Genomic DNA, 13364 nt, shown 5'->3' with positions numbered 1-13364 from the left:
ACGAGGATCCCACTGCGATGCATGGCTACACGATGTCCGATCCACGCGCCCCTCGTCAAATTATCTCGGACACCGGTCTCACTATATGAGATCAACTTCCCCGCTCCGTACCGGCTGCCGCACCCCGGCGAAGCCGCCGACCCTACGCGGTGTTCTGGAGAGTGGTGCGCATCAGGTGGTCGACTCCGCGTGCGGCCATGGGCCGTGCGACGAGGTATCCCTGGCCTCGCGTGCAGCCCATCTCACGCAGCAGTTCGAGCTGCTCTGGGCGTTCGATGCCCTCGGCGACGACGATCAGACCGAGGTCGTGGCCGAGTCGCACGATGGTGCGGGTGAGGAGGGTGAGAGTCTCGTCACGTCCGAGCCCTGAGACGAACGACGGATCGATTTTGATCATGTCCACCGGGAGCTGGCGAAGGAAGGCCAGCGAGGCGTAGCCGGTGCCGAAGTCGTCGATCGCGAGCCGTACTCCGAGAGCGCGCAGCTCCGACAGCTTGGCCACGGTGTCCTCGGCGTCTTCGACGAGCATCTCCTCGATGACCTCGAGCGTGAGCGCGCTGGCGGGCAGCCCGCTCTCGGCCAGCGCCTCGGAGACCGTCTCCACGAACCGCGGTGCGGTGATCTGCCGCGCCGACAGGTTGAGGGAGAGGCCGATGTCCCAGGAGGACTCGCGCCAGCCGGCCACCTCGCGGCAGGCCTCTTTGAGTATCCACTCGCTCAGCGGCACGATCAGCCCGGTGTCCTCGGCGGGGCCGAGGAACTGCTCGGGTGGTACGAACGTGCTGCCGCGCCACCACCGGACGAGCGCCTCGACGGCGGTGACCCGCGAGGTCGCGAGGTCGACGACGGGCTGGTACTCGACGGCGAACTGCTTCTCCTGGAGAGCGCGCTGTAGATCGGCCGCGAGTTCGAGGCGGCGTACGACGTCGGCGTGCATGTGCGCGGCGAAGACCTCGACTCGCCGCCCGCCCAGTTCCTTGGCCCGGGACATCGCGACGTCGGCGTTCCGCAGCAGGTCTCCGGCGGGTACGCCGTCCTCGGCGAAGGCGACGCCGACGCTGGCGGTCAGCGGCATGTCCCGGTCGGCGACGCGGAACGGCTCGGAGGAGACCGCGCGGACGAGCCGCTCGGCCAGGTCGATCGCGGTCTGGGCGTCCGTGCTGCTGGAGGCGCCGCCCCCGACCAGCACGGCGAACTCGTCGCCGCCCCATCGGGCCAGCGTGTCGTCGGCGCGTACGGCGGCGCGCAACCGGCGGGCCGCCTGGCCGAGGAGGTAGTCGCCGCTGGCATGGCCGACGGAGTCGTTGACCCCGGTGAACCCGTCGAGGTCCAGGAAGATCACGGCGGTGCGGCCGCCGTTCGGCCGGGCGAGGACCTCGCGGGCCCGTTCCTCGAAGTACGCCCGGTTGGGCAGCCCGGTGATCCCGTCGTGGAAGGTGAGGTGGGTCACCTGGTTGCGCAGGGCCACCTGGTCGCTGACGTCGCGGACCGTGACCAGGACGAGGTCCTCTTTACGCAGGTGCCGGGTGGCGACCGACTCGGTGGGTCGCCAGGTGCCGTCCGACGCGCGGACCCGGCAGGCGACCCGGCAGGTCTCGTGGCGTTCCATGGCGTCGCCGTCGTTGTCGAGCCGCCGGAGCAGCGCCTGGACGCCGGGCACGTCCTCGGGGTGGAGGTAGTCGGCCAGGGGACGGCCGACGAGGTCGGCGGGACGGTAGCCGAACGTCGTCTGGACGCTGGAGCCGATCTCGCGCATCTCGCCGTCGTGGTCGCACAGCAGCACGACGTCCCCGGTGTTCTCGGCGAGCCGGCGCAGTTGCCGCTCTCCGACGTCCACCAGACGGCGCATCCCCGCCGCCTCGATCAGGAGCAGGAGCAGCCGTCCGATGAGCACGAGGACGATGGCGACGCAGAGGCCGGGAAGGACCTGGTCCCGGCCGCCGGTGTACGCGTGGAACGCCACGGCCACCGTGGCGACGGCGACGAGGAGGAGCGGGATGACGGCCGTCACGACGGCGGGCAGCGGCCGCCGTCGTGGACGCGCCTCCACCCATGGAGCGGCGGCGAGGATCAGGAACGCGGCGGGGGCCACCAGGGTCACGGCCAGCGGCGGCGTGTCGCCGTCCAGCCTGGCGACGGCCGTCGCGAACTCCGCGACCGTGATCGCGCCGAGCACGCCGACCCCCGCCAGGCCGACCGACCGGTCGGCGGACCTGGACGCGATGACGGCGGGGGCCACGGCGCAGGCGGTCAGCAGGCAGACGACGGGCAGCGCCAGCGTGGAGAGGATCGTGGTGGCGCCGTCCACTTCGAGGAAGATCGGCCCGAGGAACCACACCCAGGCCACCGTGAAGATCGACGCGGCGGCGAGGAAGGCGTCCGTGGCCTGTCTGACCACTCCCCTGCTGTACGGAGGGGGTTTGGCCGTGAAGCCACAACCGATCATCAGAAGTAACGAGCTGACGAGGAGCAGCAGGTCGGCGAAGGTCAGCACGTAGGGTGTGCCGTCGGCGACCGGTCGCAGCCCGATGCCGACCAGCCAGGTCACGGAACCCGCCTCCAGCCAGCGCCAGGCCGCGGCCCGCCGCCGCTGTCCCGGCGCGACCCGCGTGGCTGCCAGCACAAGCGAGATCACGGCGAACAGCCCGGTGACGACCCCCGCCACCGCGACCACCACCGAGGATGCGCCTCCGGCGATGATGACGCCCGCGATCGCCGCCGCGCCGAGCCCGGACGCGGCGGCGAGCGGGACCCTGGGGTCACGCCTGCGGATCACGCAGTCCCTCCCGCCATCGACTCGGCTTAGCTCTCCCTGTCACGAGGCCAGTTTGCGCAGGACATTCGATCGGCGCGACGACAACCGCCGAGTCGTCACCGATCCGATAACCAGCTGCGCGATGTGCTCACCGTACGGACCACAGGTCACGGGGCAGCCACTTTCCGGAATCCTTCGCGGGTCAGTAGAGCCCCGTGATGACGTTTTTAAGGGGTTCGCCGGACATGTACCGCGCGATCTGATCATGGATCAGCTTCCGGGTCCGGCGTACGGACGCGGGGGTGCTGCCCGCCACATGCGGGGTGATGAAGACGCCGGGTGCGGTCCACAGCGGGTGGTCCCGCGGGAGTGGTTCGGGGGCGGTGACGTCGAGCGCGGCACGCAGCCGCTCCTTCTGCAGCTCGGCGAGGAGCGCGTCGGTGTCCACGACGGAGCCGCGCGCGGCGTTCACCAGCACCGCGCCGTCCTTCATGCGGGCGAGGAACCGGGCGTCGACCATGCCCGCCGTGTCGGCCGTGGCCGGAACGAGCAGTACGACGACGTCCGCGTCCGGCAGCAGGTCGGGCAGCTCGTCCTGGCCGTGCACGTCGCCTCGCGCGGTCCTGGCGACCCGGACGATCTCCACCTCGAATCCGGACAGGCGGCGTTCCAGCGCCTCGCCGATCGAGCCGTACCCGACGATGAGGACGGTCGAGTCGGCCAGTACCCCGGTGTAGTGACGCGCCCAGGTGCCGCGGGCCTGGGCGGCGGCGAACTCGGGGAAGTCCCGCAGCACCGCGATCATCGCGCCCACGGCCCATTCGGCGGTCCCCGCGTCGTGGACGCCCCGGGCGTTGCACAGGGTCACGTGGTCGGCCAGGTACGGCCGGTACGGGTCCACCCCGGCGGTCACGGTCTGGATCAGGCGGAGCGCGGACATCCTGGCCATCAGGCCGGGAGTGTCCGCCGCCGGCACGAGTGGTGGGACCCAGACCTCCACCTCGTCGATCCCGGCGGGCAACGGTCCGGTGCCGTCATAAACCACGCACTCCAGTCCCGGCAGGCCGGCCAGCCCGTCGGCGATGTCCTCCGTCGCGACCCAGATCTTCACGGGACCAACCTAAAGGAACCCGTCGTTCCGGGCATCACTATGGGTACGGAGGAGGTCGCGATGATGGGCCGTACGGGACTGGCGGTGCTGCTGGCCGCCGCGCTGTTGGGATGCGCTCCGGCGACGGAGACGAGAGACGGGTCAGCAGGCGGGTCAGCAGGCGGGGCGGGAGGTGTGGCGGGAGGCGGGCCCGCCCCTGAGCCTCCGGCGGGGACGCCGCCGGCACGACCGCCGGGCACGCCGCGGACGCTGGTCGAGGGGCTGGCGGTGCCGTGGGCGATCGCCTTCCTGCCCGGAGGGGACGCGCTGATCACCGAGCGGGATTCGGCCCGGCTGCTCAGGGTCACGCCCCAGGGGCGAAGCAGCGAGGTGGGCGTGATCGACGGAGTGTCCGCCCAGGGCGAGGGCGGCCTGCTCGGCGTGGCCGTCTCCCCGGCGTACTCCACCGATCATTTCGTCTTCGTCTATTTCACGGCGGACGGCGACAACCGGGTGGTCCGGTATCGCTACGACGACGGCCTCTCCGACCCCACCCCGATCGTGACCGGCATCCCGAAGGGGGGCATCCACAACGGCGGGCGGCTGGAGTTCGGCCCCGACGGCTACCTGTACGCCTCCACCGGTGAGACAGGCCAGGAAGAGCTCGCCCAGGACAAGGACTCTCTCGGCGGCAAGATCCTGCGCATGACCGCCGATGGCCGGCCCGCGCCCGGAAACCCGTTCGGGACGCTCGTGTGGACCTACGGCCACCGCAACGTCCAGGGCATGGCCTGGGACCCCCGGGGACGCATGTACGCCACCGAGTTCGGCCAGGACACCTGGGACGAGCTCAACCTGATCGAGAAGGGCCACAACTACGGCTGGCCAGTGGTCGAGGGCTTCGGCGGCAAGGGCCGGTTCACCGACCCGCTGCTCACCTGGCGCCCCGCCGAGGCGTCACCGTCCGGCCTCGCGTACGCGGGCGGCTCGTTGTGGGCGGTGGCGCTGCGCGGGCAGCGGCTGTGGCAGATCCCCCTCTCCGAGGACGGCGCCGTCCGCCGGCCGGTCGCCCGCTTCACCAGGGAGTACGGCCGGTTGAGGGCGATCACCACGGCGCCCGGCGGGAGCCTGTGGATGAGCACCAGCAACAGGGACGGTCGCGGCTCTCCGCGTCCCGGTGACGACCGCGTCCTGGTGGTGCCGGTCCGCTGAGACGCGTCTCAGTCATTCGAGGCGCAGATGACCGACGCCTCGGGCTCGTAGGTGGTCGTGAACGTCTGGCGGCTCGCCACCTTGTCGCCCTGGCGCAACGTCCGGGTGACCTCGACCGTGAAGCCCGCCTGGCCGATCACGGGCACGCACCCCGGACCGCTCGCCGTACGGACCGTGGGGTTGACCTGCCGGGTACGCACCGGATCGGTGAACTCGACCTCGAACCGCTTGGTGCTCCAGAGCTCGACGGTCACCGCGGTGTCGCCGGCGGAGGTCCGCACCAGCACCCCGTAGGGCGAGTCGTTCTTCCACTGCAGATCCGGGCCGGGATAGGAGACCGCCGCCTCCATACCCATGGGGTACTGCCGGATGTAGTGGTCGTACGGAGTGTGCTCCACGTCCTCCATGCCGGCGCGCATGGCGGCGTTGAACATCGTGGTCGCGAACTGCGAGATGCCCGCCACGTCGGCTCCGGCCTTTCCGCGGATCAGCGTGGAGGCCGCGCCGCCGACGTATCCCGCGGACGGCTCCCTGCGCCCGATGAACTGGTTGAGCGAGAACGTCTCCCCCGGCGCGACCAGATGGCCGTCGAGCGCACGCGCCACAGTCTTGATGTTGGTGACGCGCGGCAGGCAGCAGGCGAACTCGGTGGTGAATCGGCCCACCTCCTCGGTGATGCCCATCCGCTGTGCCTCGTCATCGGTCACGGCCGGCCGCCCGGCGGTCAGGTGGACCCGGGCCGTACGGCTTCCCGAGGTGATCGCCTTGACGACGTCCTCCGACAGGCGCTCGGTGTCCAGCACGTGACCGGCCTTCGCTCGCACGAGGGTGGGCTTGCCTCCGGCGACCGTGAACGTGGCGTCGCGGGGCAGCTGCCGGGGGTCCATGAGCCGGTCCTCAAGGCCGGCCAGCGCCTCCGCCGCGTCGAAGACGGGCCGCAGGTCGTGCTGCCCGTCCGCGGTGAACGTGAGATTCGCCGCGAGGAGCTCCGGCGAGATCCGCACCGAACCCGTCCTGCTCGTCACGGTGATCGGTCCGGCGACGGCGCGTTTCGCCCAGGTGAGCGCGCGCCGCACCTCCGCCCGGCTCACCAGCGGTTCGTCGGTCCGCGTGGTGACCTCCACCATCGCGTCGGGGCTGAGATACGCCCGCTGGATGTCGGCGGCGACCTTGGCGTGATCGATCGCTCGTCCGGCCCGCGGATAGGTCGGGACCGGCGTCAGCCCACGGAAGTCGACGTCGCCCTCCTGGGCGGGAGTGGCGAAGACCGCCGTCACGTTCCTGGCCACGGCGACCTCCAGCCTCGCCTTGTCGACCGTGACCTTCGGGGGGATCTCGTGGCCGCTCGTCAGGGCCTTCCAGACCGCGGTGGGACCCGGGAACCCCTCCGACACCTGCCGGACCGTCGCCTCCGCGTCGAGGGAGAGACCGGCCTGCTCGGGGTTCACCGAGGCACGCTCCATGCCCTGCTTCACGATCACCGGAGTGCGCGCCAGCCCGGACAGCCTCTTCTGCAGGGTCCGTACGGCCTCCGCCTCCGTCTGGCCCCCGATGTCGACGCCCAGCACCGTGGTGCCGGGCAGGACCCGGCCCGCCATGACCGCGGCGGGGACCAGATAGGCGAGCAACACCAGCACGAGCAGCACCGGCAGGCCGAACCTGAGCAGTCGTCCGCGCGGCTCCGGCTCCGGCTCGATGACAGGTGGCGGTTCCTGGCGGGCCTGGCGATCCGCCACCGGCCAGGGTTCGACCGCCGGAGGCGCGGCGGGCGGCAGCATGTTCGGTCCCTGCCCCTTGGAGGCGGGAGACGCCAGGTGCCCGGCGCCGAGAATGTCGGCGGAGACTCCCGGGGGCAATACCCCCGAAGCGGGCCGTACGGGATGCTTCCTGGGCGAATCAGGCGGAGATCCCGCCGCGAACGAGTCCGTCGGCGGGTCGATGGACGCTTCCGCGTTCCGCACGCCTAAGTCTCCTCCGGCTCAGGGGCATCTCCGCTCAGTTAACCCTAAAGCAACCCCTCCTGGATATGCCGGAAATCAGGCGACACAGCGCTTTTGGCTTCGCATAGCTCAGCGGCTCGGCGCGTCCCTCGTCGGTTACTTCCCCGCCACGTCCCGAGCGGGCCGCGGCGGGGAAACCATGGGGTCAGGAGACGCCGAGCTTCTCCAGGATGAGCTCGCGCGCGCGAGCGGCGTCGGCCTTGCCACGGCTGGCCTTCATGACCCCGCCGACCAGGGCGCCCACCGCGGCGACCTTGCCGGAACGGACCTTGTCCGCCGCGTCGGAGTTGTCCGCGAGGACCTTGTCGATGATCGCCGACAGCTCACCCTCGTCGTTGACGATCTGGAGACCGCGCTTCTCGACGACGTCGTCCGGGGTGCCCTCGCCGGCGAGCACGCCTTCGAGCACCTGCCGGGCCAGCTTGTCGTTCAACGCGCCCGACGCGACCAACTCGGTCACTCGCGCCACGTCGCCGGGCGTGATGGGCAGCTCGGCGAGAGCCGTACCGGCCTCGTTGGCCCTGCGGGCCAGCTCACCCATCCACCACTTGCGGGCGTCGGCGGCGGGAGCCCCGGCGGCGACCGTCGCCTCGACCAGGTCGATCGCGTCGGCGTTGTGCATCGCCTCCATGTCCAGGTCGGACACGCCCCACTCCTGCTTGAGCCGGGCCCGCCGCACGGACGGCAGCTCGGGCAGTGCGGCCTTGAGCGAGGCGACCCAGTCGCGGTCGGGAGCGATCGGCAGCAGGTCGGGCTCCGGGAAGTAGCGGTAGTCCTGCGCCTCCTCCTTGGACCGGCCGGACGTGGTCCGCCCCGTGTCCTCGTGGAAGTGCCGGGTCTCCTGGATGATCCGGCCGCCGTCGGCGAGGATCGCCGCCTGGCGCTCGATCTCGCCCCGGACCGCGCGCTCGACGCTGCGCAGCGAGTTGACGTTCTTGGTCTCGGTCCGGGTGCCCCACTCGGCGGAGCCGCGCGGCATCAGCGAGACGTTGACGTCGCACCGCATGGAGCCCTCCTCCATGCGGACGTCCGACACGCCGAGCGAGCGCATGACCTCCCGCAGCTCCGTCGCGTACGCGCGGGCGACCTCGGGGGCCATCGCGTCGGTCCCGGCGATCGGCTTGGTGACGATCTCCACCAGCGGGATGCCGGCCCGGTTGTAGTCGACGATCGAGTAGTCGGCGCCGTGAATGCGACCGGTGGCACCGCCGACGTGGGTCGACTTGCCGGTGTCCTCCTCCAGGTGGACCCGCTCGATCTCGATCCGCACGGTCCGCCCGTCGACCACGACGTCGAGGTAACCGTCGGTGCACAGCGGCTCGTCGTACTGGCTGATCTGGTAGTTCTTCGGCATGTCCGGATAGAAGTAGTTCTTCCGGGCGAACCTGCACCACTCGGCGATCGAGCAGTTCAGCGCGAGACCGATCCGGATCGTCGACTCGATCGCCTCGGCGTTGGCGACCGGCAGCGAACCGGGCAGCGCCAGGCAGACCGGGCAGACCTGCGTGTTCGGCGCCGCACCGAACTCGGTCGGGCAGCCGCAGAACATCTTCGACGCGGTGCCGAGCTCGACGTGCGTCTCCAGCCCCAGCACCGGCTCGAAGCGCTCCAGCGCCTCGTCGTACGGCATGAGCGTCTCAGTGCTCACAGGTGTCTCACCACTTTTCATATATCCGCGAATGTCAGCACAACGGGATACACACCCGTCAGTTTCACGCCGTCAGCCATAACGGAAACCCAGCCGATCCACAGCCTTCGCCATCGACGTCCACCACTCCCCGAACGCGTGAGGTGACCGGCTCCCGGCCGGCGCGGAAGCGCTTGATCTCACTTTCGGTGACGAGCACGGACTCGTCAGCCGGGCGCTGGTTGGGCCCGCCGGGCTCGACCAGCCTCGGCTCGTGAACCGTCCCCACGCCGGCGGACAAGCCCCGCGGCGTCCCCGCGTACGGCGTCCATCGCGTCGTACAGATCGCCACGGGCCCGCATGGAGACGGAACGGAGAGCGTCGAAGAGGTTGGACGTGCCGCTGGCGTCGGTGCCGATGAGAGCGAGGAACGGCGGCACGTCGAGGGCGAAGTCCGCGAAGGGCTTGAAGCCGTCGATCTCGATGCGGGTGATCACGCCGCCGTTCCTCCTCTCTGAAGTGCGGGCGCCCTGCCCTCTGGAGTGCGGGTCGCCCTCTAGAGTGCGGGCGCCTTGGCCAGGAGCGGGCCGCCCCAGCGGTCCTCCAGCGCCCTCTCCACCGCGGCGCCGACCCGGTAGCAGCGGTCGTCCCCGAGCACCGGGGCCATGATCTGCAGGCCGACCGGCAGGCCGTCCTCGTCGGCGAGGCCGCAGGGCACGGAGATCGCCGCGTTGCCGGCGAGGTTGGTCGGGATCGTGCACAGGTCGGCGAGGTACATCGCCATCGGGTCGTCGGCCCGCTCGCCGATCGGGAACGCCGTGGTCGGCGTCGTCGGCGAGACCAGCACGTCCACTTGGTGGAAGGCCGCGTCGAAGTCCCGCGAGATCAGGGTGCGGACCTTCTGCGCCTGCCCGTAGTAGGCGTCGTAGTAACCCGACGACAGGGCGTAGGTGCCCAGCATGATGCGCCGCTTGACCTCGGGCCCGAACCCGGCCGCCCGGGTCAGCGCCATGACCTCCTCGGCGCTGCGGGTGCCGTCGTCGCCGACGCGCAGGCCGTACCGCATGGCGTCGAAGCGGGCCAGGTTGGACGAGCACTCCGAAGGCGCGATCAGGTAGTACGCCGGGAGCGCGTAGGCGAACGACGGGCAGGAGACCTCGACGACCTTGGCGCCGAGGGACTCGAGCAGGTCGACCGCCTCGCGGAACCGGGCGAGCACGCCCGGCTGGTAGCCCTCGCCGCCGAACTCCTTGACCACGCCGACGCGCAGGCCCGCGATGTCGGCCTGCCTGGCGGCCTCCACGACGGCCGGCACCTCGGCGTGGATGGAGGTCGAGTCCATCACGTCGTGACCGGAGAACGCCTCGTGCAGCAGCGCCGCGTCCAGCACGTTGCGCGCGAAGGGGCCGGGTGTGTCCAGGGACGACGCGAACGCGATCACGCCGTATCGGGACGAGCCGCCGTAGGTCGGCTTCATGCCGACGATGCCGGTGACCGCCGCCGGCTGGCGGATCGAGCCGCCGGTGTCCGTGCCGGTTGACAGGGGCGCCTCGTACGCGGCGACCGCGGCGGAAGCGCCGCCCGACGACCCGCCGGGGATCCGGGAGAGGTCCCAGGGGTTGTGCGTCGGCCCGTACGCGGAGTTCTCCGTGGAGGAGCCCATGGCGAACTCGTCGAGGTTGGTCTTGCCCAGGATCACCAGCCCGGCCTCGCGCAGGCGGCTCGTCACCGTCGCGTCGTACGGCGGGATCCAGCCTTCGAGGATCTTGGAGCCGGCCGTGGTGGGCATGTCCTTGGTGGTGAAGACGTCCTTGTGCGCGACCGGCACACCCGCGAGAGGGCCGAGCCTCTCGCCGCGGGCGATCCGCTCGTCCACCGCGCGCGCCTGCGCGAGCACGGTCTCCGCGTTCACGTGCAGGAACGCGTTGACCTTGGGTTCGACCTCGGCGATGCGGTCCAGATGGGCCTGGGCGACCTCGGCGGCGGAGACCTCGCGCCCGGCGATCAGCTCACCCAGCTCTGCGGCCGTCTTGCGGAGCAGCTCTGTCATGCCTCCTCCCCCAGGATCCGGGGAACGCGGAAGCGGCCGTCCTCCACGGCGGGCGCGCCGGAAAGTGCCTGCTCTGGCGTCAGGCTCCGCCGTACCTCGTCGGGACGGAAGACGTTGGTCAACGGGAGCGCGTGCGAGGACGGTGGGATGTCGTCGGCGGCGACCTCGGCGACGCGGGCCACCGCGCCGACGATCTGGTCGAGTTGGGCGGCGAAGTGGTCGAGCTCCTCGTCGGCCAGCGCCAGCCTGGACAGCCGTGCGAGGTGAGCGACCTCGTCGCGGGTTATGGCGGACATGAGTCGTCGAACCCGTTTCTGGATGGAGAGTGGACACTGCCATCCTAGGGCTCGTCACCAAGCGTGCCCGACGTTATCCACCGCCGGGCGCGAGCCGTCGTCCCCTCGGGACGTCGCCCCCGCCGCCGCCCCGACGGCCCCTTTGCCCGCGGTTGGTCAGCCGCCGGGCGCGAGCCGTACGACGTCCTTGGGGCGGGCGGTGAACGCGGGACTGAGCCGGGCGCGGAGCCACGTCGTCGCCTCGTCGGCGGGCATGGGCTCGGCGAGCCACCAGCCCTGACCGGCGTGGCACCCCATGTCGCGCAGCCGCGAGGCGATGTCACCGGACTCGACGCCCTCCGCGACCGACCTGAGCCCGAGCGAGCGGACCAGGTCGATGATCGAACGCACGATCCGCTCGTCGTCGGCCGACTCCCCGAGCCTCCGCACGAAGGACCCGTCGATCTTGACCTCGGACACGGGCAGGCGCTGGAGCCGGACCAGGGATGAGTAGCCGGTGCCGAAATCGTCGAGGGCGAGCTGCACGCCCAGCCCCGCGAGCGTGCGGATCGTGTCGGCGGTGTACGCCTGATCGGTCATCAGGATGCGTTCCGTGACCTCCAGGCTGATCGCCTCCGCGGGAAGGTCGAGTCTCTCCAGCCCCGCCTCGAGCTGGTCGGGGAGCCCCGAGTCGAGCAGATCCCGCGCGGAAACGTTTACCGAGATCGGGACGTCCACACCGGCGTGCCACCACGCGGCCGCCTGTCCGAGCGCCTGATCGATGACGTGCCTGGTGAGCTCGCGCATGAGATAGGACTGCTCGGCCAGCGGGACGAACTCCCCGGGAGAGATCGGGCCGCGCACCGGATGCCACCAGCGCAGCAGCGCCTCCACCCCCTCGACCCGGCCGTCGTCGAGGCTGACCTTGGGCTGGTAGTGCAGCTCCAGCCCGCCGGTGTCGATCGCCCGCCGGAGGTCGCCGAGCAGGCTCAGCCGTTCCGGCGAGTTGCGGTCCTTGTCGGCGAGGTAGAACTCGACGCCGGTACGGCCCTCCTTGGCGAGGTACATGGCGACGTCGGAGCGCTGGAGCAGCAGCTCGAAGTCCGGCGCGTCGTCGGGGAAGAGCGCGATGCCGATCGAGGCGTCCAGGTCGAAGGTCATGCCTTCGAGGCGTACGGGCTCGGTGAGCGCCACGCGCAGCCGCGAGGCGACCTCCTTGGCCGCGTGGGCGTCCCGGATGGACGGCAACAGCACGGCGAACTCGTCACCGCCGAGCCGGGCGACGACGTCACCCGGGCGGACGCTGTGCGTGAGCCGGTGCGCCACGATCTGCAGCAGACGGTCGCCCACTGGATGACCGAGCGTGTCGTTGACCTCCTTGAAGCGGTCGAGGTCGAGCAGCAGCAGGCCGACCCGCTCCTGCCCGCGGGCCTCGGCCAGCGCCTCCTCGGTCCGCAGGATCAGCATCTTGCGGTTGGGCAGCCCGGTCAGGCCGTCGTGCATGGCCTGGTGGTCGCGGCGCATCGAGAGTGTGGCGGTGAAGTAGACCGCGGCCAGTGGCGCCACGAACAGCGGCACCAGCGCCGGAGAGTGGGCCATGACCACCACGACCAGCGGCGCCAGTCCGAGAAGGGCGCCGTACACGAGGGCCTGCGGCCCGATGGACGCACGGATCACCCGGAGCACGGGCCGCCGCTCGTGCAGAGCGACGGCGGCGGAGACGAGGAAGCCGCGCACCGCGAAGTAGGCGAGGCCGGAAAGGACGATCGCGGGGATGTCCTCGCCCCGCGGAGTCCAGGGCGCAAGGGGAGTCGGATGGACGCCGAACAGGCCCAGCATCACCGCCGCGGCCGTGCACGCGAGGGTCACCTGGGCGATGTTGAACGCCACCCGGTGCCAGGCCCTGCGGTTGACCAGCCCGCTCACTATCACCGCGACCGCCTGGAGCAGCGCCGCCATCGGCAACCCGTGGTGCATGAGGACGGCGAAGGTGAACATCGTGGACGTGGGGGTGCCCCCGACCAGTGCCGACGAGCTCACCATGACGGGCCGCAGCTCTCCGAGCACCACCAGGACGGCCAGCATCCAGAACAGCGGTGTGCGCCCGATCTGGCCCAGCTCGTCCATGCCGAGCCGTACCTGGGCCACGACCAGCGCGGTGCAGCCGACGGCGATGACGCCGGCGAGATAGCTCCACAGCGGCGAACCCGGGCGGGGACCGGTGTCGCGGGTGTCGGCCGGGTAGGCGGACGCCGGCGCCGGCCCACGAATCCCGGACGGGGAGTTCACGGGCGACGACATGCCGACCGGGACGCGGATGCGAGAAGACGGCATCGCGGAAGCCGGCACGCGATT

Annotated in this window: 9 protein-coding genes; 1 reads left to right on the top strand and 8 read right to left on the bottom strand. The window is 71.0% G+C overall.

Annotated elements, in window-relative coordinates; genetic code table 11:
• Positions 1-142 precede the first annotated feature (142 nt).
• Positions 143-2773: a putative bifunctional diguanylate cyclase/phosphodiesterase gene (locus AB0I59_RS16845; protein WP_435830993.1), complete on the bottom strand. Its 2631-nt coding sequence runs from the start codon at positions 2771-2773 to the stop codon at positions 143-145.
• Positions 2774-2957: 184 nt separating this feature from the next.
• On the bottom strand, positions 2958-3866 hold the full coding sequence (locus AB0I59_RS16840) for a 2-hydroxyacid dehydrogenase (RefSeq protein ID WP_061255079.1): 909 nt from the start codon (positions 3864-3866) through the stop codon (positions 2958-2960).
• A gap of 60 nt (positions 3867-3926) precedes the next feature.
• Between AB0I59_RS16840 and AB0I59_RS16835 the strand changes: the two genes are divergently transcribed.
• Positions 3927-5057: a PQQ-dependent sugar dehydrogenase gene (locus AB0I59_RS16835; RefSeq protein WP_358133649.1), complete on the top strand. Its 1131-nt coding sequence runs from the start codon at positions 3927-3929 to the stop codon at positions 5055-5057.
• An 8-nt stretch (positions 5058-5065) separates the two neighbouring features.
• On the opposite strand, the gene AB0I59_RS16830 is transcribed toward AB0I59_RS16835, so the two are convergent.
• The 6 genes from AB0I59_RS16830 to AB0I59_RS16805 all read right to left on the bottom strand — a co-directional run bounded on the left by AB0I59_RS16830 (position 5066) and on the right by AB0I59_RS16805 (position 13310).
• A complete protein-coding gene (locus AB0I59_RS16830; RefSeq protein WP_358133646.1) occupies positions 5066-7018 on the bottom strand; it encodes a VanW family protein in 1953 nt (650 codons plus the stop codon).
• Between the two features lie 184 nt (positions 7019-7202).
• A complete protein-coding gene (gene gatB / locus AB0I59_RS16825) occupies positions 7203-8726 on the bottom strand; it encodes an Asp-tRNA(Asn)/Glu-tRNA(Gln) amidotransferase subunit GatB (RefSeq protein ID WP_358133643.1) in 1524 nt (507 codons plus the stop codon).
• Positions 8727-8911: 185 nt separating this feature from the next.
• A complete protein-coding gene (locus AB0I59_RS16820) occupies positions 8912-9181 on the bottom strand; it encodes a hypothetical protein (protein ID WP_061255082.1) in 270 nt (89 codons plus the stop codon).
• A 59-nt stretch (positions 9182-9240) separates the two neighbouring features.
• The gene (gene gatA, locus AB0I59_RS16815; RefSeq protein WP_061255083.1) at positions 9241-10734 is read right to left on the bottom strand and encodes an Asp-tRNA(Asn)/Glu-tRNA(Gln) amidotransferase subunit GatA; all 1494 of its coding nucleotides are present in this window, start codon (positions 10732-10734) and stop codon (positions 9241-9243) included.
• A complete protein-coding gene (gene gatC, locus AB0I59_RS16810) occupies positions 10731-11030 on the bottom strand; it encodes an Asp-tRNA(Asn)/Glu-tRNA(Gln) amidotransferase subunit GatC (RefSeq protein WP_358133640.1) in 300 nt (99 codons plus the stop codon). The genes gatA and gatC overlap by 4 nt, the downstream gene beginning before the upstream one ends.
• A gap of 156 nt (positions 11031-11186) precedes the next feature.
• Positions 11187-13310, bottom strand: a complete 2124-nt coding sequence (locus tag AB0I59_RS16805; protein ID WP_358133850.1) for a putative bifunctional diguanylate cyclase/phosphodiesterase — start codon at positions 13308-13310, stop codon at positions 11187-11189.
• Positions 13311-13364 lie beyond the last annotated feature (54 nt).

Source organism: Microtetraspora glauca (genome assembly GCF_040656155.1).
GTDB classification, from domain to species: Bacteria; Actinomycetota; Actinomycetes; order Streptosporangiales; family Streptosporangiaceae; genus Microtetraspora; species Microtetraspora glauca.
This window is presented reverse-complemented; position numbering and strand designations above follow the sequence as displayed.

Excerpts from the sequence above, each read along its gene's own strand:
- gatA (WP_061255083.1), bottom strand. The coding sequence starts at position 10,734 with ATGACAGAGCTGCTCCGCAAGACGGCCGCAGAGCTGGGTGAGCTGATC.
- gatC (WP_358133640.1), bottom strand. The coding sequence starts at position 11,030 with ATGTCCGCCATAACCCGCGACGAGGTCGCTCACCTCGCACGGCTGTCC.
- gatB (WP_358133643.1), bottom strand. The coding sequence starts at position 8,726 with ATGAAAAGTGGTGAGACACCTGTGAGCACTGAGACGCTCATGCCGTAC.
- AB0I59_RS16835 (WP_358133649.1), top strand. The coding sequence starts at position 3,927 with ATGATGGGCCGTACGGGACTGGCGGTGCTGCTGGCCGCCGCGCTGTTG.
- AB0I59_RS16805 (WP_358133850.1), bottom strand. The coding sequence starts at position 13,310 with ATGTCGTCGCCCGTGAACTCCCCGTCCGGGATTCGTGGGCCGGCGCCG.